Source organism: Enterobacter cloacae complex sp. P16RS2, from assembly GCF_014982155.1.
GTDB classification, from domain to species: Bacteria; Pseudomonadota; Gammaproteobacteria; order Enterobacterales; family Enterobacteriaceae; genus Enterobacter; species Enterobacter cloacae_M.
Genome location: NZ_JADCKW010000003.1, coordinates 42,431 through 63,177 on the forward strand (window position 1 = coordinate 42,431; position 20,747 = coordinate 63,177).

At 56.0% G+C, this 20,747-nt stretch carries 18 protein-coding genes; 11 read left to right on the top strand and 7 right to left on the bottom strand.

What is annotated here, in order from left to right; genetic code table 11:
• Positions 1-23 precede the first annotated feature (23 nt).
• The 4 genes from gap to INF68_RS00840 all read left to right on the top strand — a co-directional run bounded on the left by gap (position 24) and on the right by INF68_RS00840 (position 2,721).
• Positions 24-1,034 carry a type I glyceraldehyde-3-phosphate dehydrogenase gene (gene gap / locus INF68_RS00825; RefSeq protein ID WP_126786381.1) on the top strand — a complete coding sequence of 337 codons (1,011 nt, stop codon included), beginning with the start codon at positions 24-26 and terminating at the stop codon, positions 1,032-1,034.
• 281 nt (positions 1,035-1,315) lie between these two features.
• Positions 1,316-2,020: a hypothetical protein gene (locus INF68_RS00830; RefSeq protein WP_126786382.1), complete on the top strand. Its 705-nt coding sequence runs from the start codon at positions 1,316-1,318 to the stop codon at positions 2,018-2,020.
• Positions 2,020-2,241, top strand: coding sequence for a hypothetical protein (locus INF68_RS00835; RefSeq protein WP_058841373.1), 222 nt, complete (start codon positions 2,020-2,022; stop codon positions 2,239-2,241). Before INF68_RS00830 ends, INF68_RS00835 begins: the two co-directional genes overlap by 1 nt.
• Positions 2,242-2,721, top strand: a complete 480-nt coding sequence (locus tag INF68_RS00840) for a type VI secretion system tube protein Hcp (protein ID WP_064672699.1) — start codon at positions 2,242-2,244, stop codon at positions 2,719-2,721. It begins immediately after the preceding gene.
• A 48-nt stretch (positions 2,722-2,769) separates the two neighbouring features.
• Here the strand turns inward: INF68_RS00840 and INF68_RS00845 are convergent, their stop codons facing one another.
• On the bottom strand, positions 2,770-3,957 hold the full coding sequence (locus INF68_RS00845) for an MFS transporter (RefSeq protein WP_109845073.1): 1,188 nt from the start codon (positions 3,955-3,957) through the stop codon (positions 2,770-2,772).
• Between the two features lie 115 nt (positions 3,958-4,072).
• Here INF68_RS00845 and INF68_RS00850 point away from each other — a divergent pair, with 115 nt between their 5' ends.
• A complete protein-coding gene (locus tag INF68_RS00850) occupies positions 4,073-5,029 on the top strand; it encodes an AraC family transcriptional regulator (RefSeq protein WP_109845074.1) in 957 nt (318 codons plus the stop codon).
• A 102-nt stretch (positions 5,030-5,131) separates the two neighbouring features.
• Positions 5,132-6,817, top strand: coding sequence for an alpha,alpha-trehalase (locus INF68_RS00855; RefSeq protein ID WP_126786383.1), 1,686 nt, complete (start codon positions 5,132-5,134; stop codon positions 6,815-6,817).
• 62 nt (positions 6,818-6,879) lie between these two features.
• On the opposite strand, the gene INF68_RS00860 is transcribed toward INF68_RS00855, so the two are convergent.
• Positions 6,880-8,982 (bottom strand): TonB-dependent siderophore receptor, encoded by a 2,103-nt coding sequence (locus INF68_RS00860; protein WP_193525203.1) that lies wholly within the window; start codon positions 8,980-8,982, stop codon positions 6,880-6,882.
• A gap of 112 nt (positions 8,983-9,094) precedes the next feature.
• Entirely contained in the window at positions 9,095-9,349 is a 255-nt protein-coding gene (locus INF68_RS00865) for a GlsB/YeaQ/YmgE family stress response membrane protein (RefSeq protein WP_008502662.1), read from the bottom strand.
• A gap of 208 nt (positions 9,350-9,557) precedes the next feature.
• Between INF68_RS00865 and INF68_RS00870 the strand changes: the two genes are divergently transcribed.
• Positions 9,558-10,289, top strand: a complete 732-nt coding sequence (locus INF68_RS00870; RefSeq protein WP_126786385.1) for a flagellar brake protein — start codon at positions 9,558-9,560, stop codon at positions 10,287-10,289.
• 37 nt (positions 10,290-10,326) lie between these two features.
• Here INF68_RS00870 and emtA read toward each other — a convergent pair whose 3' ends face one another.
• Positions 10,327-10,938, bottom strand: a complete 612-nt coding sequence (emtA, locus tag INF68_RS00875) for a membrane-bound lytic murein transglycosylase EmtA (protein ID WP_047652285.1) — start codon at positions 10,936-10,938, stop codon at positions 10,327-10,329.
• A 107-nt stretch (positions 10,939-11,045) separates the two neighbouring features.
• On the opposite strand from emtA, the gene ldcA reads away from it, so the two are divergent.
• Positions 11,046-11,960 carry a muramoyltetrapeptide carboxypeptidase gene (ldcA, locus tag INF68_RS00880; RefSeq protein ID WP_109845079.1) on the top strand — a complete coding sequence of 305 codons (915 nt, stop codon included), beginning with the start codon at positions 11,046-11,048 and terminating at the stop codon, positions 11,958-11,960.
• Positions 11,961-12,057: 97 nt separating this feature from the next.
• Positions 12,058-13,791 (top strand): potassium/proton antiporter, encoded by a 1,734-nt coding sequence (locus tag INF68_RS00885; RefSeq protein WP_109845080.1) that lies wholly within the window; start codon positions 12,058-12,060, stop codon positions 13,789-13,791.
• A gap of 94 nt (positions 13,792-13,885) precedes the next feature.
• Here the strand turns inward: INF68_RS00885 and dadX are convergent, their stop codons facing one another.
• Entirely contained in the window at positions 13,886-14,956 is a 1,071-nt protein-coding gene (gene dadX, locus INF68_RS00890; RefSeq protein WP_126786386.1) for a catabolic alanine racemase DadX, read from the bottom strand.
• A gap of 9 nt (positions 14,957-14,965) precedes the next feature.
• Complete coding sequence (locus tag INF68_RS00895; protein WP_126786387.1) at positions 14,966-16,264, bottom strand: D-amino acid dehydrogenase; 1,299 nt, start codon at positions 16,262-16,264, stop codon at positions 14,966-14,968.
• Positions 16,265-16,585: 321 nt separating this feature from the next.
• On the opposite strand from INF68_RS00895, the gene INF68_RS00900 reads away from it, so the two are divergent.
• Positions 16,586-18,118, top strand: a complete 1,533-nt coding sequence (locus INF68_RS00900; protein ID WP_023293929.1) for a SpoVR family protein — start codon at positions 16,586-16,588, stop codon at positions 18,116-18,118.
• Between the two features lie 71 nt (positions 18,119-18,189).
• Here INF68_RS00900 and fadR read toward each other — a convergent pair whose 3' ends face one another.
• Positions 18,190-18,909, bottom strand: a complete 720-nt coding sequence (gene fadR, locus INF68_RS00905; protein ID WP_023312180.1) for a fatty acid metabolism transcriptional regulator FadR — start codon at positions 18,907-18,909, stop codon at positions 18,190-18,192.
• Positions 18,910-19,109: 200 nt separating this feature from the next.
• On the opposite strand from fadR, the gene nhaB reads away from it, so the two are divergent.
• The gene (gene nhaB, locus INF68_RS00910; protein WP_126786388.1) at positions 19,110-20,648 is read left to right on the top strand and encodes a Na(+)/H(+) antiporter NhaB; all 1,539 of its coding nucleotides are present in this window, start codon (positions 19,110-19,112) and stop codon (positions 20,646-20,648) included.
• Positions 20,649-20,747: the final 99 nt, after the last annotated feature.

A 20,747-nucleotide genomic window follows, 5' to 3' on the forward strand; every position in this document is an offset into this window, starting at 1 on the left:
ACAACAGAGATAAGGAGTGCACCATGGTTAAGGTCGGTATTAACGGTTTCGGCCGTATCGGACGTAATTTCCTGCGCGCGGCGCTGGGCAACCCGGATCTGCAGATTGTGGCCATTAACGATCTGACGGACAGTAAAACCATCGCCCACCTGCTGAAACATGATTCCCTTCTGGGCACGCTTCCCGCGCCCGTTGAAGCGGCAGACGGCACGATGCAGGTAGACGGGCAGCGAATCGCCGTATTTAGCGAACGCGATCCGGCGAATATCCCGTGGCGTGACGTCGGCGTTGACGTGGTGATTGAGGCCACCGGCTTCTTTACCGAGCGGGAAAAAGCGGCGGTGCATATCACCCACGGCGGCGCCAAGCGCGTCATCATTTCCGCCCCCGGGAAGAACGACGACCTGACGATTGTGATGGGGGTTAATCACGAGCAGTACGATCCAGCCCGTCACGCGGTGGTGAGTAACGGGAGTTGCACCACGAACGGCCTGGCGCCTGCCGCTCAGGTGCTGCATCAGCAGTTCGGGATTGAGCATGGCCTGATGAACACCACGCATGCCTACACCAACAGCCAGGCGCTGCACGATCAGCCGGAGAAAGACCTGCGCGGCGCGCGTGCGGCGGCGCTGTCGATTGTGCCTTACTCCAGCGGCGCGGCAAAAGCGCTGGGGAAAGTGATCCCATCCCTTGACGGCAAACTGACCGGGTACTCCCTGCGCGTACCGGTGCCGGTGGTGTCGATTGTAGATTTAACGGTAACGCTGAGCCGTAACGTGACCGCCGAAGAGGTGAACGAAGCGTTCCGCAACGCGGCCGCCAGCGGGCCACTGAAAGGTATTCTGGGCTATAGCGATGAACCGCTGGTCTCCAGCGATTATCAGGGCGACCCACGCTCCTCGATTATCGACGGGCTTTCCACGCTGGTGATTGGCGGGAACATGGTGAAGATCCTGGCGTGGTATGACAACGAGTGGGGCTTCTCAAACCGTCTGGTGGATCTGACAGTGTGGATGGATAAGAAAGGGCTGTAAGTCTTACCGTGAGGCCTGGTGGCGCTTGCGCTTACCCGGCCTACAAATTATGTCATCATCCAGTAATATCTCCCCATTCCTCGCTGAATATCTAATTCTCAATAATCTCAAGTTTATTTAACTCTTTCTAATTCATCGCATCAATTATAAAAACGCACCAATTAACTTAGAAAATAGGTTAATGTTTATTCTTTACTTTACGTTTAAAAGTGCGAGTCCGATCACTGTCCTTAGACGATAACGTAGACCATGATACACCCTGCACATAACAGGGCCATATTATGTATTATAGCAAGGAAATTATAGAAAGAATTGGATCCGATAAAGATCTCGCATTAAGGCTCGATCGTGCCGTGGCGGGGGTAAAGGATGGTGCCATCGAATATTTAAATAATCTTGGCGATGCGACCACGCGATTGCTTTATTATACCTCTTGCTTCACTGATAATTATCAGGATGTCTGTAAAAAATTGGGTTCGGAAGATTTGAGGTTTTTAGCAGGAGTCGCCGAGCTTGTTAAGCATAGAGATGTAATTTTTAGAATGGTAAGGATTTATATTGAAACGATGCTTCATAACAGATCCATTATTCAAAGAAAAATCATTCTCGAAAAATTAATACCATTTACAACAAACTATTCAGTAAAGCAAGTATCTAAGAACGGTTTGATTTATGCTGTCACGTCATACATCTGTTATGGTAATAAAATGAACGCGGCCGTAAAAAGTGCATTTATGAGAAAGGTTGGTTTGAGCACAGGAGGTGTAATTACCGTATTAAACCTTTACGCTATAGTTCAGCATGCGGCAGACAGCGCAAATACACTTAAAAAATTTCAGCCGTTATTTTACCATGCGCTGTATGTTGAAAAGCTGGAAATGATGTATTTCCTTATTGAACCGGTGATAATGAAAGCCGGTTATCTTAACTTAAACACTGCATCCGATAGCGAAATTGCTGATGCGCTGAATAGAATGATGCGATAATGTGGCAATCGATAAAAGCATTTTTGAAACAATTTTTAAAAAGTTTCTTACAAGACATTATGGATGATTTTTTTTGGTATGGCACTGGAATATTCGCCATCATTCTCGGTGCTGTCGTGGTGAGTTTTATAGAAAACGAAAAAATTGCACTACGAATCGTTGGGATTATTATATTAGTTGTGTACTTCATTGCATTTCGTTACAAAACAAAGGATCAATAAATGTCTACACCAGCACATATATGGTTTACTGACGAAAATAATGCTCCCGTATTAGGCGAGTGTTTAATGCCTACAAGATTGGGCTCTACCGAACTCAAATCGTTTAATCACTCCGTCTGGATCCCCACCAGTTCCAACACGGGAAAACTGACAGGAACGCGCCTTCATGTTCCCATTACCTTTGAAAAAGAAATAGATCGCATCACACCCCATCTTTTTCGTGCCGTATGTACAGGTAAAACCTTCAAAACGGCATTAATCAAAATGTATAAAATTGATGATGCCGGTATTGAGCGCGAATACTTCAATATCACTCTGGAAAACGTCAAAATAACTAGGATCTCGCCAGTATTGCACCCGCTCGGTATCGCAAGTGCGCATATGGAAGAAGTCGAACTCCGCTATGAATCGATTGAATGGAAATATTGCGACGGGAATATCATGTTTAAAGACACCTGGAATGAAAGAGCAACAGCATAGAACAATGAACGCCCGTTAAGTCCCTCTCCCAAAGGAGAGGGAAAAGGCTCACTCTGCTTTCACTTTCACGCCCATAAACACAATCACCATCGCCGTTACCAGCAAAAGACCGCTGCCCGCGAATACGCCGCTGGCACCGTTGAGGTCAAATACCGCCCCGCCCCCGGCCGCACCGGCACTGATTGCCAGCTGAATTGAGGCCACCAGCAGCCCGCCTGCACTTTCGGCTTCATCCGGAACGGTGGTAGCAAGCCAGGTTGACCAGCCCACCGGAACCAGACCAAATGCAAAGCCCCACAGCGCGACCAGGAACCCGTCCAGCATCGCCAGATGACCAAACGCCACCATCGTGAGCGCGAGAACGCCCATCGCAAACGGCACCAGCGCCAGCGTCAGGCGCAGATTACGAGCCAGCAGATGCCCTGCAACGGATGTGCCGACAAAGTTGGCGAGCCCAAAGCCCAGCAGGATCAGCGAAATGGTCTCCACGCTCGCCTGCCCCACCGTTTCCAGGAACGGGCGCAGGTAGGTAAAGAAGGCGAAATGGCCGCTGAAGATCAGGATGGTCGCCAGCATGCCGCCGATCATCCCCGGACGACGCAGCACGCGAAACAGCGTACTCAGGCTGCCGCTGCTCTCCGGCTTCATGGACGGCAGGACCCAGAGCTGCCACAGCAGCGCCAGCATGCTCGGTAGAATGCAGAGAACAAAGACGTTGCGCCAGCCGATCAGGCTGCCCAGATAGCTGCCCAGCGGCGCCGCGACCACCGTGGCTATCGATACGCTGGAGAAAATCACCGCCAGCGCCTTCGGCACTTTATCTGCCGGAACCAGACGCATCGTGGTCGCCGTCGACATCGCCCAGAATCCCCCGATGGCGATCCCCAGCAGCAGGCGGCCCATCAGCAGGACGTGCAGGTTGGGCGCAAAGGCCACCAGCAGGCTGGAGATAATTTGCAGCAACGAGAAAAACATCAGCACCCAGCGGCGGTCGATACTCTTGGTTGCCGGGGTGATCAGCAATCCGGTGACCAGCGCCACCAGCGCGGTAGCGGTGACGGCCTGCCCGGCCATTCCCTCACTCACGCCCAGGCTCGCGGCCATGGGCGTTAACAAACTCGCCGGCAGAAATTCTGCCGTAATCAAACCAAATACCCCCAGCCCCAGTGAATAGACGGCCCGCCAGGCGGGTTTTGCAGGCGCTACCGCCTCGCTCGCCGCGACACATGAACTCATCTGTTGATCTCCCGTTATAAAAATGTGACTACTGTCGCAAAAGAATAGAAGGTTCACCCTGGACGATCTATGACATATAATCTCCACTTATTGATTATTCGTCCGGAGTTGCGCCATGACCGTCCAGTCACCCGATCTGATCAGCGAACTTTTACGCGGCATGCGCCTGTCAGGGGTGAAATACCGGCGGATTGAAGCCAGCGCGCCGTTTGGCGTCGCCTTCCATCAGGCGCCCGGTAGGGCGCAGTTTCATTTCGTGAGCCACGGCAGCGCCCAGCTGCGGATGGAAAGCGGTGCGACGTTCGAACTGAGCAGCGGAGACGCCCTCTTTATTCCAGGCGGCAATTCCCATGCCCTACTCTCCGACGAGCGGGCCACCATTACCCCGGTCAGCGACTTTCCCAGCGAGCCTATCTGCAGCTCGGTGTGTGCCATCACCTGCGAGCCCTGCCCGGAAAGCGAGAACACCCTCATCTTTAGCGGGTGCATGGATTTTGAGCTGGGCGGGATGCAGCCGCTGATCAAGGCGATGCCGGAAGTGATGATGGTCAGCCGGCTGATGTCCACCTGGCCGGAGATCCACCCGCTGCTGGCGGCGATGGAGCGGGAATCCGTGGCGCGTCAGGCCGGGTACGCCGGGATCCTTGCGCGTCTGGCCGACGTGGTGGCGGCGTTAATCGTGCGCGGCTGGGTTGAAGGCGGGTGTGGTAAAGCCACCGGCTGGGTGCAGGTTCTGCGCGACCCGCGCCTGAGCCGGGCCATTTACGCCATGCACCAGCAGCCCGGCCTGAACTGGAGCGTGGCGGATCTGGCAAAAGAAGCGGGCACGTCCCGTTCCGTGTTCGCCGAACGGTTTCTGGCCGCGACGGGAACCACCCCGGCAAAATATCTCAGCGAGCTGAGAATGCGCCTGGCCATCCAGTACATTCGCCACGAAAATCAGCCGATTGAAACCGTCGCGCTGCGGCTGGGGTACGGCTCTCTGGCGGCGTTTAGCCGGGCATTTAAGCGCATCATTGGACATGCGCCGGGCACGCTGCGGGAAGCCAGCCAGACGCCGGAAGAGGTCTGACGGGTAGGCAATTATTAACGCGAAGCGGGCAATATTCGTCTAAGGTTTTCAGGTGATTGACAACAGCGGTCACGCTGTTTAGTGAAGACAGGAGACGAACTGATGATAAGACCTCGTACACTACGCCCCGCATTCTTGCCCCTTGCGTTAGGAGGCGCGCTGCTCGGCGTCGCGACTTGCGGTTATGCCGACGATAGCCCCGCAGCCCAGACAACCTCACCCGATATTTTGCTGGGCCCTCTGTTTAACGATGTGCAAAGCGCCAAACTGTTTCCCGATCAGAAAACCTTCGCGGATGCCGTCCCCAAAAGCGACCCGCTGATGATTCTGGCGGATTACCGGATGCAGCACACGCAGTCCAGCTTTGACTTACGCCACTTTGTCGAGATGAACTTTACGCTCCCTGCGGAAGGGGAAAAATATGTTCCGCCTGCTGGACAAAGTTTACGTGAGCACATTGACGATCTCTGGCCCGTGCTGACGCGCACCACGGATAAAGCCAGCAACAAATGGGATTCCCTGCTGCCGTTACCCAAACCTTACGTTGTGCCCGGCGGACGTTTCCGCGAGGTCTACTACTGGGACAGCTATTTCACCATGCTGGGCCTGGCAGAGAGCGAACATTGGGACAAAATCAGCGACATGGTGGATAACTTTGCGTATGAGATTGATACCTTCGGCCACATTCCCAACGGCAACCGCAGCTATTACCTGAGCCGCTCCCAGCCGCCGTTTTTCTCAATGATGGTTGAACTGCTGGCGACCCACGACAGCGATGCGCTGAAGAAGTACCGCCCGCAGATGGAGAAAGAGTATGCCTACTGGATGGACGGCGTCGACGGCCTTCAGCCCGGGCAGGCTAACAAACGCGTGGTAAAACTGGACGACGGCGCGATCCTCAACCGCTACTGGGACGATCGCGACACCCCGCGCCCGGAGTCCTGGCTTGACGACGTGAATACCGCCAAAAGTAACCCTAACCGGCCTGCGACCGAGATCTACCGTGATTTACGTTCCGCTGCGGCCTCGGGCTGGGACTTTAGCTCCCGCTGGATGGACGATCCGCAAAAGCTCGGCACCATCCGGACCACCAGCATTGTCCCCGTGGACCTGAACGCCCTGATGTTCAAGATGGAAAAACTGCTGGCCCGGGCAAGCCAGGAGAGTGGCGATGCCGCCAGCGCAAACAAGTATGAGGCGCTGGCCACCGCGCGCCAGAAAGCCATCGAGAGCCACCTGTGGAATGATAAAGAGGGCTGGTACGCCGATTACGATCTGAAGAGCAAGAAGGTACGCAATCAGCTCACGGCCGCAGCCCTGTTCCCGCTTTACGTGAAAGCGGCGGCGCAGGATCGTGCCGATAAAGTCGCCGCGGCAACTTCATCGCGCCTGTTGAAGGCGGGCGGTATTGCGACCACCACCGTAAACAGCGGCCAGCAGTGGGATGCGCCAAACGGCTGGGCTCCGCTGCAGTGGGTGGCGGCGGAAGGGTTGCAGAATTACGGCCAAGAGAAGGTCTCGATGGACGTGACCTGGCGCTTCCTGAAGAACGTTCAGCATACTTACGACCGCGAAAAGAAACTGGTCGAGAAGTATGACGTGTCGACAACCGGTACGGGCGGCGGCGGCGGAGAGTATCCGCTTCAGGACGGCTTTGGCTGGAGCAACGGCGTAACGCTGAAGATGCTGGATCGGGTCTGCCCGAAAGAGAAACCGTGCGACAGCGTGCCGGAGAATCAGCCTGCGGCGAATGATGAGGCTGCGCCGGTGAAAGCTGCGGCGCAGTAAGGGTATTGCCGGGTGGCGGCTACGCCTTACCCGGCCTACATTTTGAACTCACAGGGAGTTACTCAGAAACTATAACTCGCCCCTAACTGATACGTCCTGTCACGCCCAATCCAGCAGTTGGTCGCGTCGTAGCAGGTCAGCGTCTCTTTATTGGTGATATTCTGCGCGCTGGCTTTAAGCGTTAGCCCTGCCAGCGAGGGCAGGATTTCGCCCATCCGGTACGAGGCCGCCAGATCGTACTGCGTAGTGCCGCCCAGTTTTCCCGCATCGTTTGCCGGAGAGATTTCCATCGGCCCGGTGTAGCGTGCGCCAGCCCCCAGCATCAGTCCTTTCAGCGGCGTGTTGTCAAAGGTGTAATCCCCCCAGAGGTTGAAGGCATTCTCCGGCACCTGCGTTGGACGTTTCCCTTTGTACTTGTCATCTTGCGTATTGATCGCGTGGGTGTAGGCATAGTTAGCAATCAGCGTCAGGCTGTCCGTCGGGCGGCTAATGGCGGAGAGTTCTGCCCCTTTGGATTCCACTTCCCCGGTCTGACGAAAGTTCAGGAAGCCCGGATCGGAGGTGACGACATTTTTCTGCCGGATGTTAAACACCGAGGCGGTAAATGTGGTGGCGTAGTCGGCCAGCAGATATTTCACCCCGCCCTCCACCTGCTTGCTGGTGGTCGGTTTGACGTCTTTCGCCACGAGCGTGCCCTGCGGTGAGACCGGCGCAAAACCTTCTGAATAGCTTATAAACGGCGACAGACCGTTATCGAAGGCGTAAAGCGCGCCCAGGCGTTTGGTGACGCGATCCTGCGACACCCAGGCTTTATCACCGTTTTGCAGGTAGTTGGTGGTGACGGAGCGGTAATCGTCGTAGCGCAGGCTGCCCAGCAGGTTGAGGCCGCCAAATTCAACCTGATCCTGCAGGTAGTAACCGTTCTGCTGATAGCTCAGACGGTTTTTCTGGGCGGTATACAGCCCTAATGCGCTTTCGCTGATTTGCGAATAGTCAGGATTGCGCATATCCATGCCCGGCGTGGTCGACGCGTAGCGATAGTGGAAATGGGAGTTCAGCTTCTGATAGTCAAACCCGGCCAGCAGGTGGTGTTGCCAGTCGCCCAGCGCAACGGTTTTGGTCACCTGGTTGTCAATGTTGAAGCTCTTTAGATCTTCATCGGTGGTGTAGGCAAAGCGGTTGAGCTGATAGACCTCGCTTCCCGTCCCTGTCGCATAGACGCTGCGCTGGTGGGTATCGACGTCGAAATAGCGCGCCTTCTGGTTAAAGCCCCAGCCGCTGTCAAACTCATGTTCAAAGCTGTAGCCCAGCATCCACTGACGCTGCTTAAACCCGCTCCATTCGTCTCCTGCGTAATCACGCTTGCCCGCATATTTCGAGCGCAGGTAGGCGAGCGGCAGCGGGTTAGACGGCGTCAGGCTCGGGGTGTTTTGCGCCAGCGCGTCCAGGGTAAGGCGGGTTTTACTGTCCGGCTGCCAGGTGACGGACGGAGCAACCAGGTAATTTTCATACCGGGTGGTGTGCGGCTGATCGTCATTTTCCGTCGCTTTGCCCAGCAGACGGTAGTTCCAGTCGCTGTCGGCAATCTGCCCGGTTGAGTCGAGATAGCCCTCTTTCAGGTTGCGGTTGCCGGTGTTAACGCCGATCTCCGTTCGGGCTTCTCGCTGCGGTTTTTTACTTTGAATATTCACCAGCCCGCCCGGCGAGCCGCCGCCGTAAAGGACCGATGAGGGGCCTTTCAGGATATCAACGCTGTCGATCAGCAGCGGATCGATGCGCGCTTTGGTATTGCCGGTGACGTTATAGGGCAGCTGCAGGCCGTTGTAGAACTCCTGGTCGACGGTAAAGCCACGAATTTTATATTCGCTCATGTAGGAGGTATTTCCCCGAACCTCGGTTGAGACGCCTGGGGCATAGCGCAGAATTTCATTCACCGAATTCGCATGGCGCTTTTCAATTTCCGGCGCAGAGAGGGTCGTGATGACCTGCGGCGTTTTACTTTCAGCAACGGCCGATTTTGTGGCGCTGTTCGTCCAGGCCGGCAGCGCGCTGCCCTGCTCTGAGCCGGTGACGACGATAGTGGATTCTTCGGCGAATGCCGGGACCTGCAATGCCACCGTGACGGCGCCTGCCAGGGCGCAAAGCGTAAAACGTGAGGTATTCATAATGTCGTCTTGTTGTTAGATGCAATACGGAACGACAATTATTATCACTTAGATTAACAAATCAATACTCAGGCAAAAAAACGGCCCTCCGCAGAGAGCCGTTCATGTCAATTTATGCTCGTCGCAGTAACCTGAATATGCCCAGCACCACAATGGCACCCACGACAGCGACCAGAAAACTGTGCAGGTCGAAACCACTTATGTTGCCTCCAAAGCCAAACATCGTCGCCAGCCAGCCGCCCACAACCGCACCAACGACCCCGAGTACACAGGTCAAAATAAAGCCGCCGCCATCGTTTCCCGGCATGATCAGTTTAGCGATAGCGCCAGCAATAAGACCAAAGATAATCCAGGCGATGATACCCATAGCGATGCCCTCTTGCAGGTTTAACGCGTGCGCAGAAAACCTTCTGCACAGCTAACTTAAGTATAGGTCATCGCCGGAAAACCATTTTCATCTCACCGACTTATCTTTGCTTAAACAGGCAAAAAAAACTCACCGGTTTGTATTAAGTTTCATTGCAGATTGCCGATAACGCTAAGACAGTCTGTCATCAATCAAGGAGCCATCCGGCGTGAGTCATTACAGTGAGCAGTTCCTCAAGCAAAATCCGCTGGCTGTATTAGGGGTATTACGCGACCTGCAAAAAGGTGAAGTGCCGCTGCGCATCAGCTGGTCGAATAATCAGTTCATCAGCAAGATCCTTGACGCCTCGCAGGAGCGGCTGGTGATTGATTTAGGCAGTCAGGAGTATGAAAACCGCGCGGCGCTAAAAGCGGAAAATATCGCGGTGATGGCCGAAACGCAGGGCGCCAAAGTGGAGTTTGTCCTGTCGCGGCTGGAACTGAGCGAATACCAGGGACTGCCGGCTTTTGTTACCCCGCTTCCGACCAATCTCTGGTTTGTTCAGCGTCGTGAATATTTCCGCATCAGCGCCCCGCTCCATCCCGCCTATTTTTGTAAGGCCAAAATGCCTGACAAAAAAGAGATCCGCTTCCGCCTCTTCGATTTGTCGCTGGGCGGCATGGGCGCGCTGATGGATACGCCGAAACCGGAGGGGCTGGTAGAGGGCATGCGGTTTACGCAAATTGAACTGGATATGGGTGGCTGGGGTCGCTTTTATTTCGATGCGCAGCTGATTGCCATCAGCGACCGCACCGTCGTGGACAGCAAAAATGAAACCATCACCACGCCGCGTCTGAGCTTCCGTTTCCTGAACGTCGGGCCCGGCGCAGAGCGTGAGCTTCAGCGTATAATCTATTCCCTGGAGCGGGAGGCGCGGGAACGCGCAAATAAAGTTCTGTGAAGAAATCGGGCAGCGTGACCGCCGCCCGTCTGCGGCATTACATGGCATCCATCGCTTTCTGTACTTTCCAGATATAACGAGGCGCCTGTGGTGCCGGGTGATTTTTCGCCACATGCTCAAAGAATTCGTCTTTGTCCATGTCGTTAATCTCTTCTATCGCCTCTTTGCGGTCAGAGGAGAAGGTTCTGAGCAACGCGCCGGCACCGTTAACGTAAGACACCACCAGCGCGTACTGCATCACCTCCGGATCCTTAATCCCCTTCAGCACGCCATGCTCCATAATGCTCAGATAGGCCGTGCCCATTGAAATGTTGCGTTCCGGGTTTTTCAGCTCGCTGGTCGACGGCTGGCCGCTCCAGCCCATGTAGCGGTAAACCTCTCTCCCCGCCGTTGACGCTTTAAGCTGCATCAGCCCCACCGCATTGGATTTGCTGACAAGCGTGGGATTACCGCCGGACTCCACCGCAATGATCGCCGTGATGAGACGCGGGCTTACGCCCCAGGCCTTCCCGGCTTGCTCACTGATCGGCATCCACTGCATGGCACGTTTCACCGGCACTTCCGGGTTCCAGGGCGGGTTTTGATAATCATGTTTGGTACTACAGCCAGCGAGCAACACAATCAAAAAAGCAAACCATCTCAATTTCACGTCATCTATCCTTATAGCCGGTCATCGCGGTGCGCCGCCTCTTGAAGCAGGCAGCGTATAAGCGGCATGATATAGACAATTAGTTTCTCATTCAGCAAGGAATTGCCATGTCTCAGTTTCATCTTATCGCGCCGTCGGGCTACTGCATTAACCAGGACGCGGCGCAGCGGGGCGTTCAGCGTTTGCTGGAATCCGGCCACCAGGTAGAAAATCAGACGATTATCCCCCGCCGCCAGCAGCGTTTTGCCGGTACCGAAGCGCAGAGGCTGAATGATATCAATAGTCTGGTGAACCTGACGGGCGAAAACCGGATTGTGCTTGCAGTGCGCGGCGGATACGGTGCGAGCCGGCTGCTGGAGAGCATTGACTGGCAGGGGCTGGCGCTGCGCCAGCAGCAGGATCCGCTGCTGATCTGCGGCCACAGCGATTTCACCGTCATCCAGCTCGGGCTGCTGGCCCTGCATAACGTCATCACCTTCAGCGGTCCGATGCTGGCCGGCAACTTCGGCGCACCGGAGCTGGATGCGTTTACCGTGGAACATTTCTGGCGCGCGCTGCGCAATTCCACCTACAGCGTGGAGTGGCAAGGCAATGGACCGCACTGGGAATGTGAAGGCCAGCTCTGGGGCGGCAACCTGGCGATGCTGGTCTCGCTCATCGGCACCCCGTGGATGCCGCAAATCGAGGACGGCATTCTGGTGCTGGAAGATATCAATGAACATCCTTTCCGCGTCGAGCGTATGCTATTGCAGCTTTATCATGCCGGTATTCTTGAACGCCAGTCTGCGGTTGTGCTGGGCAGCTTCAGCGGCTCTGCTCCGAATGACTATGACGCGGGTTACTCCCTTGAGACCATGGTCGACTTCGTTCGCTCGCGGCTGGATATTCCGGTCATCACCGGTCTCGATTTCGGCCACGAGCAGCAAACCGTGACCCTGGCGCTGGGGGCGCACGCCACCCTGATCCACAATGATTCCGGCAGTCGGCTGACCATCAGCGGTCATCCTGTCATAAAGGCATAAAAAAGCTGTTATACCCCCTTAATAAAACGCTGTTGCCGTTGTTAATATGTTAGGGTTTTAGTAACAGCGTTAACATTGAGGTGGGAGTAAGAGAACATTGGATGCCGCAGCGATAATCAGCCTTTTCATTTTGGGTTCCGTCCTTGTAACCAGCAGTATTTTATTAAGTTCATTTTCATCGCGTCTCGGCATACCTATTCTTGTCATTTTCCTCGCCATCGGCATGCTGGCCGGCATTGATGGCATTGGCGGTATCCCTTTCGATAACTACCCCTTCGCCTACATGGTGAGTAACCTCGCGCTGGCGGTGATCCTGCTGGACGGCGGGATGCGCACCCAGGCAAGCTCCTTCCGCGTGGCCTTAGGGCCTGCGCTGTCGCTCGCCACGGTCGGCGTGTTGATTACCTCCGGCCTCACCGGAATGATGGCCGCGTGGCTTTTCCATCTCAATATCATGGAAGGTTTGCTGATTGGCGCCATCGTGGGCTCAACCGATGCGGCAGCGGTGTTTTCCCTGCTCGGCGGAAAAGGGCTTAACGAACGCGTTGGCTCCACGCTTGAGATTGAATCCGGCAGTAACGATCCGATGGCGGTATTTCTCACCATTACGCTTATTGAGATGATTCAGCAGCATGAAAGCGGGCTGAGCTGGATGTTTGCGTTACATATCCTGCAGCAGTTCGGTCTGGGGATCGTCATCGGCCTGGCGGGGGGATACCTCTTACAGCAGACGATCAACCGCATCTCGCTGCCCGCGGGGCTTTACCCCCTGCTGGCGCTGAGCGGCGGCATTCTCATTTTTGCCGTCACCACCGCAGTGGACGGCAGCGGTATTCTCGCGGTCTATCTCTGCGGGTTCCTGATGGGCAACCGCCCTATTCGCAACCGCCATGCCATTTTGCAGAACTTCGACGGACTGGCGTGGCTGGCGCAAATCGGCATGTTTCTGGTGCTGGGCCTGCTGGTCACGCCATCGGACCTGCTGCCGATCGCCGTTCCGGCGCTGCTGCTGTCCGCATGGATGATCTTCTTCGCCCGTCCGCTGTCGGTATTTGCAGGCCTGCTGCCGTTTCGCGGCTTCAACCTGCGCGAGCGGGTGTTTATCAGCTGGGTGGGCCTGCGCGGCGCGGTGCCGATTATCCTTGCGGTGTTCCCGATGATGGCCGGTCTGGATAACGCGCGGCTGTTCTTTAACGTGGCGTTCTTCGTGGTGCTGATTTCCCTGCTGTTCCAGGGAACCTCGCTCGGGTGGGCGGCGAAAAAAGCCAAAGTGGTGGTCCCGCCCGTGGGCTGGCCGGTCTCCCGCGTGGGGCTCGATATTCATCCGGAGAACCCGTGGGAACAGTTTGTCTATCAGCTGAGCGCCGACAAATGGTGCGTGGGAGCCTCGCTGCGCGATTTGCACATGCCGACCGAAACGCGCATTGCCGCCCTGTTCCGCGATAATGTCCTGCTGCACCCTACCGGCAGCACCCGCCTGCGCGAGGGGGATATTCTCTGCGTGATTGGTCGCGAGCGTGACCTGCCCGCGCTGGGCAAGCTGTTCAGCCAGTCGCCTCCGGTGGCGCTGGACCAGCGCTTCTTCGGCGATTTTATTCTGGAAGCCAGCGCCAAATTTGCGGATGTGGCGCTGATTTACGGTCTGGATGAAGGTGCTGAAGACGGTGATAACCCGCAAACGCTGGGCGAAATCATCCAGCAGCGGCTTGGCGCTGCCCCGGTCGTGGGAGACCAGGTGGAGTTTGCCGGGATGATCTGGACCGTTGCCGAAAAAGAAGATAACGCGGTGCGGAAAGTCGGTTTGAGGCCGATGGAAGAGGAAGTGGAGTAGTTTTTTTGCCGGGTGGCGGCTTCGCCTTACCCGGCCTACAAAACCCTCGAAAGTAGGTCGGGTAAGCGTTAGCGCCACCCGACACAAACATTTGTTACACCGTCACAACCGGCACTCTCGGTGCCAGCGCGCACATCAGTTCATACCCCACCGTGCCCGCCGCGGCAGCAACGTCATCAATCTTAATTTCGTTACCCCACAGCTCGACCGGTGAACCGATGCCCGCCTGCGGGCATGGCGTCAGGTCAACGGCCAGCATATCCATTGATACGGTGCCCACCGTTCCCGTGCGAACCCCATCGACCCAGACCGGCGTACCGGTGGGCGCGATGCGCGGGTAGCCGTCGGCATAGCCGCCCGCCACGATGCCAATCCGCTGCTCGCCTTTTGCCCGGTAGCGGCTACCGTAGCCCACCGTGTCCCCGGCCTTCAGCGTCTGCACGCCAATGATTTCACTGCGCAGGGTCATGACCGGCTTGAGGCCGCTGTTGGCGATATCCTGCCACTGACCAGAGGGAGACGCACCGTACAGAACGATCCCCGGACGCACCCAGTTATAGTGCGCCTCGGGATGCCACAGCGTAGCCGCCGAGTTCGACAGCGAGCGCGGGCAATCCAGCCCTTCTGCCGCCTGCTCAATGCGGACCATGGCATCGGCAATACCGTCGGGTTTTTCCGCGTCGGCAAAATGCGCCATCAGCGTCATTTCGCCCACGTTTTTCATGGCGCGCAGCTGCTGCCAGACCGTATGCACCCGCTCAGGCTGAAAGCCCAGGCGGTTCATGCCGCTGTTCACCTTGAGGTAGATATCCAGCGGAGCATGGAGCTTCGCATCCTGGATCGCCTTAATCTGCCAGTTGCTGTGAACGCTGGTGGTCAGACGGTACTTGTCCAGCAGCGGCAGATCGTCCGCATGGAAGAAGCCTTCCAGCAGTAGAATCGGCCCTTTCCAGCCGCGCTCGCGCAGCAGAATGGCCTCTTCCAGATTCAGGAGCGCAAAGCCGTCGGTCGCGCTCAGCGCGCTCCAGATACGATCGATACCGTGGCCGTAGGCATTCGCTTTCACCACCGACCAGACGCGCGCGCCGGGGGCCGCCCGACGAACAATTTGCAGATTATCCTTAAGGGCCTGCAGGTTCAGCTGGGCCAGAACAGGACGGGACATGACAACTCCTTAGCTATGCGCGCCGTGCAGGTGCTGTGGACGCGAAGGCGTAAACCCCGATTGATAGCGCGCGGCGCTTAAATCGTCAAACGGAATTGCCGGCGTGCGTCCGGAAATCAGGTCGCTCAGCAGCTGACCCGATCCGCAGGCCATCGTCCAGCCGAGCGTGCCGTGTCCGGTATTGGTCCACAGGTTTTTGAACGGCGTGCGGCCCACGATCGGCGTGCCGTCCGGGGTCATCGGACGCAGGCCGGTCCAGAACGTCGCCTGCTCAACAAAACCGCCGCGCGGGAAGAGATCGCCCACGACCATCTCCAGCGTTTCACGACGCGGCTGCAGCAATTCGGTGTTGAAGCCGACAATTTCCGCCATGCCGCCTACACGAATACGGTTATCGAAGCGGGTAATGGCGATTTTGTAGGTTTCGTCCAGAATGGTCGACACCGGCGCGCCGCTCTCTTCTTTCACCGGAATGGTCAGCGAGTAGCCCTTCAGCGGATAAACCGGAATGTCGAGAATGCCTTTCAGCATGGCGGTGGAGTACGAACCAAACGCCATCACGTAGGCATCGGCTTTGATCACCTCGTCGCCGCACTTCACGCCGTAAATTTTTTCGCCTTCCGACAGCAGCTTGTCGACAGAGGTGTTGAAGCGGAACTTCACCCCCGCCTGCTCGCACATCTGCGCCAGACGTTGCGTAAAGAGCTGGCAGTCGCCGGTTTCGTCATTCGGCAGGCGCAGGCCGCCCGTCAGCTTATGCGCCACTTCCGCCAGCGCCGGTTCAACCTGGCCAAGCTGGCTGGCTTCCAGCAGCTGGTACGGTACGCCGGCATCTTCCAGCACGGCGATATCGCGGGTGGCATTTTCGTACTGTTGCTCGGTGCGGAACAGCTGCAGCGTCCCGCCCTGACGGCCTTCGTACTCAATCCCCGTCGACGCTCGCAGCGCTTTCAGACAGTCGCGGCTGTATTCCGCCAGACGCACCATGCGCCCTTTGTTCTCCATGTAGTGGCGGATGTCGCAGTTGCGCAGCATCTGCCACATCCACTTCAGCTGGAACTGCGTGCCGTCAAGGCTGATGGCCAGCGGCGCATGGCGCTGGAACATCCATTTAATCGCTTTCAACGGAACGCCCGGCGCAGCCCACGGCGCCGCATACCCCGGAGAGATTTGCCCGGCGTTCGCCGCGCTGGTTTCAAGCGCGGGACCGGATTCACGATCGATAACGGTTACGTCATGTCCCGCCTGACTTAAATACCAGGCGCTGGTTACCCCAACGACACCACTTCCCAGTATGACAACACGCATAGCCACTCCATTATGTGCAAAAGAACAATCTTCTAATTACAGATTGATAACCTAGTTGAAAATATTATTCAACATACGACTTTTTTATGGTGACTTACCTCACACATCCCCCAGCATCAGAGGATAGTGCTAATTTGGGATCTCCTGCTGCGCGTTATTTTTAACCAGCATAATATGCTGAGGCATACCGTTTTTTTGCCGTATCAAAAACGCGAAATCGCAAAGAAAAAATTTCTGCCCCAGCACGCTTTTTAACACGTTGATCTATGCTTGAAAGGAGGCTCTCCAGACAGAGAGAGCACCCACAACGAGGGCGCGCTAATGGCTACTATTGATTCCCTGAACAAGGACAACACACGTCTGAGCGATGGACCCGACTGGACCTTCGAGCTGCTGGATGTTTACCTCGCCGAAATCGACCGGGTCGCAAAGCTGTATCGTCTGGATACCTATCCCCATCAGATTGAAGTCATTACGTCCGAACAGATGATGGACGCCTACTCCAGCGTCGGGATGCCGATTAACTATCCGCACTGGTCGTTTGGTAAAAAATTTATTGAAACGGAACGGCTGTATAAGCACGGCCAGCAGGGGCTGGCGTATGAGATTGTGATTAACTCCAACCCGTGTATCGCCTATTTAATGGAAGAGAACACCATTACCATGCAGGCGCTGGTGATGGCGCATGCCTGCTACGGGCATAACTCATTTTTCAAGAATAACTACCTGTTCCGTAGCTGGACGGACGCCAGCTCCATCGTCGATTACCTGATCTTCGCCCGCAAATACATTACCGACTGCGAAGAGCGCTACGGCGTGGACGAAGTGGAAAAACTGCTCGACTCCTGCCACGCGCTGATGAACTACGGCGTGGATCGCTACAAACGCCCGCAGAAAATCTCCCTGCAGGAGGAGAAAGCCCGGCAGAAAAGCCGCGAAGAGTACCTGCAAAGCCAGGTGAACATGCTGTGGCGTACCCTGCCGAAGCGTGAGGAGGAAAAAACGATCGCCGAAGCGCGTCGTTACCCGTCCGAGCCGCAGGAAAACCTGCTCTATTTTATGGAGAAGAACGCCCCGCTGCTGGAGCCGTGGCAGCGTGAGATCCTGCGCATCGTGCGCAAGGTGAGCCAGTATTTTTACCCGCAAAAGCAGACGCAGGTCATGAACGAAGGCTGGGCGACCTTCTGGCACTACACCATTCTTAACCATCTGTACGACGAGGGAAAAGTGACCGAGCGGTTCATGATGGAATTCCTCCACAGCCATACCAACGTGGTGTTCCAGCCGCCCTACAACAGCCCGTGGTACAGCGGTATTAACCCGTATGCGCTTGGCTTCGCCATGTTCCAGGATATTAAGCGCATCTGCCAGTCGCCGACGGAAGAAGACAAGTACTGGTTCCCGGATATTGCCGGTTCTGACTGGCTGGAAACGCTGCACTTTGCGATGCGCGACTTTAAGGATGAGAGCTTCATCAGCCAGTTTATGTCGCCGAAGATCATGCGTGATTTCCGCTTCTTCACCGTGCTGGACGATGACCGCAACAACTATCTGGAGATTTCCGCGATCCATAATGAAGAGGGATACCGTGAGATCCGCTCTCGCCTCTCTTCCCAGTACAACCTGAGCAATCTTGAGCCAAATATTCAGGTATGGAATGTCGATTTGCGCGGCGACCGCTCCCTGACGCTGCGCTATATTCCGCACAATCGCGCGCCGCTGGATAAAGGGCGTAAAGAGGTGCTGAAGCACGTGCATCGCCTGTGGGGCTTTGACGTGCAGCTGGAGCAGCAGAATGAAGACGGGAGCGTCGAGCTGCTGGAACGTTGCCCGGCGCGGTTGAATACGCTGTAGTGACGCTTTTGCCAGGTGGCGCTACGCTTACCGGGCGAAAAAAAAACCTCTCGTATGAGAGGTTTTTTCTTTTAGCGAGTCTGAATCGCTAAATCACCCGGCAGCGTTTTCTGCATACGGTGCCAGATTTCACCGGAATCGTGACCGTAGCGGCGCACCGTCTCATAAACCTGATCGTGCAGGCCTTCGGTACAGAGCTTGCTCAGCTTGTGGTAGAAGCCCAGCGCCAGGCTACGCGCTTCCGGATTGGCAAAGTAGTGGCGGCCAATGCGAGTATAAAGCCCTTTCATACCGTTGAGGATCAGGCCATACACCGGGTTGCCGGAGGCAAACGCCAGGCCGCGAAACACGTTGTAATCGAGGGTGGCAAAAGCATCGGCGTGATCTTCCACCTCGTTCGCTGTGGCCAGCACCGCAAGGGCGTCTTCCGGATGCTGACGGAAAGCGGTACGAATAAAGATCGTCGCGATGTTGGTGCGAACGGAGAGCAGATTATCAATGAGCTGCGGCACGCTTTCATGGTCGAGACGCGCCAGCGTTTCAAGAATGTTCAGCCCGGACGTTTCCCAGAAGTTGTTCACTTTCGTAGGCTTACCGTGCTGGATCGTCAACCAGCCATCGCGCGCCAGCCGCTGAAGCACTTCACGCAGCGTGGTGCGAGTGACGCCAATCAGTTCAGAGAGTTCGCGTTCAGCCGGAAGAATGGACCCCGCAGGGAAACGATTATTCCAGATGCTTTCAATGATGTACTCTTCCGCGAAACCCGCCGGGCTCTGCGCCTTAATGACCATAGTGAGATTTCCATTACACAGCTTTAGCAAATTGGACTCATCATACCAGAGGCACGCAGTAGCAGGTAGCGCGGCAAAGAGAGAAAAGAGGGATCGCCGTTTCATTTTTGTGAAATTTACAATGCAGCCTTACCCGCCTCCAGGCCGCGATTTTTGCGTATACTGATGTTTTGTCTTACTTGACGGGAAGGACGTCTGTTGTGGAAATTTCTTTTGGGCGCGCGCTATGGCGCAATTTTTTAGGTCAGTCTCCTGACTGGTATAAGCTGATACTGTTGGTTTTCCTGGTCGTTAATCCCATCATTTTTAGCGTGAATCCCTTTATCGCCGGCTGGCTGCTGGTGGCGGAGTTTATCTTCACCCTGGCCATGGCGCTGAAATGTTATCCCCTGCTGCCGGGCGGATTGCTGGCGTTTGAAGCCGTCGTCGTCGGTATGACCAGCGCCGAGCATGTCAAAGCAGAGCTGGCGTCAAATCTCGAAGTGCTTCTGCTGCTGATCTTTATGGTGGCGGGTATCTACTTTATGAAACAGCTGCTGCTGTTCATCTTCACGCGCCTGCTGCTCAGCATTCCGTCGAAAATGTTCCTCTCGCTGGCGTTTTGCCTTGCCGCCGCCTTCCTGTCGGCCTTCCTGGATGCGCTGACGGTCGTCGCGGTAGTGATCAGCGTAGCGGTTGGGTTTTACGGTATTTATCACCGCGTGGCCTCCTCTCGCCCAAATGAGGACCTGCAGGATGACAGCCACGTCGAGGCGCATAACCGTGACGTGCTGGAACAGTTCCGCGCGTTTCTGCGCAGCCTGATGATGCATGCAGGCGTGGGTACCGCCCTGGGCGGCGTGATGACCATGGTGGGCGAGCCGCAAAACCTGATCATTGCCAAAGCGGCGGGCTGGCACTTCGGTGATTTCTTCCTGAGAATGGCCCCGGTGAGCGTACCGGTGCTGATCTGCGGGCTGGCGACCTGTCTGCTGGTGGAGAAGTTTCGCCTCTTTGGGTACGGGGCGCAGCTCCCGGAGCCGGTACGTCAGGAACTGCATAAATTCGATGTGCAGAGCCGAAGCCAGCGGACGCGCCAGGAGATGCTACGACTGATTGCCCAAGGGATCATCGGCGTCTGGCTTATCGCGGCGCTGGCGTTCCATCTTGCCGAAGTGGGGCTGATTGGCCTGTCAGTCATTATTCTCGCCACCACCTTTACCGGCGTGACCGACGAACATGCCATCGGCAAGGCGTTTACCGAAGCCCTGCCGTTTACCGCCCTGCTGGCGGTGTTCTTTGCCGTCGTGGCGGTGATTATCGACCAGCACCTGTTCGCGCCGATTATTGCCTTTGTATTACAGGCGTCACCGGATGCTCAGCTCTCGCTGTTTTACCTGTTTAACGGCCTGCTCTCGTCGATCTCAGATAACGTCTTTGTCGGGACGGTCTACATCAACGAGGCCAAAGCGGCCATGGAGCAAGGCGTTATCAGCGCCGGACAGTTTGAGCTGCTGGCCGTGGCGATCAACACCGGTACCAACCTGCCGTCGGTAGCGACGCCAAATGGCCAGGCCGCCTTCCTGTTCCTGCTGACCTCCGCCCTCGCGCCGCTCATACGTCTTTCTTATGGCAGGATGGTGTGGATGGCGCTGCCCTATACGCTGGTGCTCACGATCGTCGGATTGCTTTGCGTCAAAATTACCCTCATTCCCTGTACGCAATGGCTGGTACAAGCGGGTATACTTGCGGCGCAGTAAACTATGCATCTCGGGCAGTTCGCTGCCCGTTTGCCTTTTCGCACGATAAACATCCAATTACGTTTTATTTCGCCAGGTACAGGTGGCGCGAAAAACGAA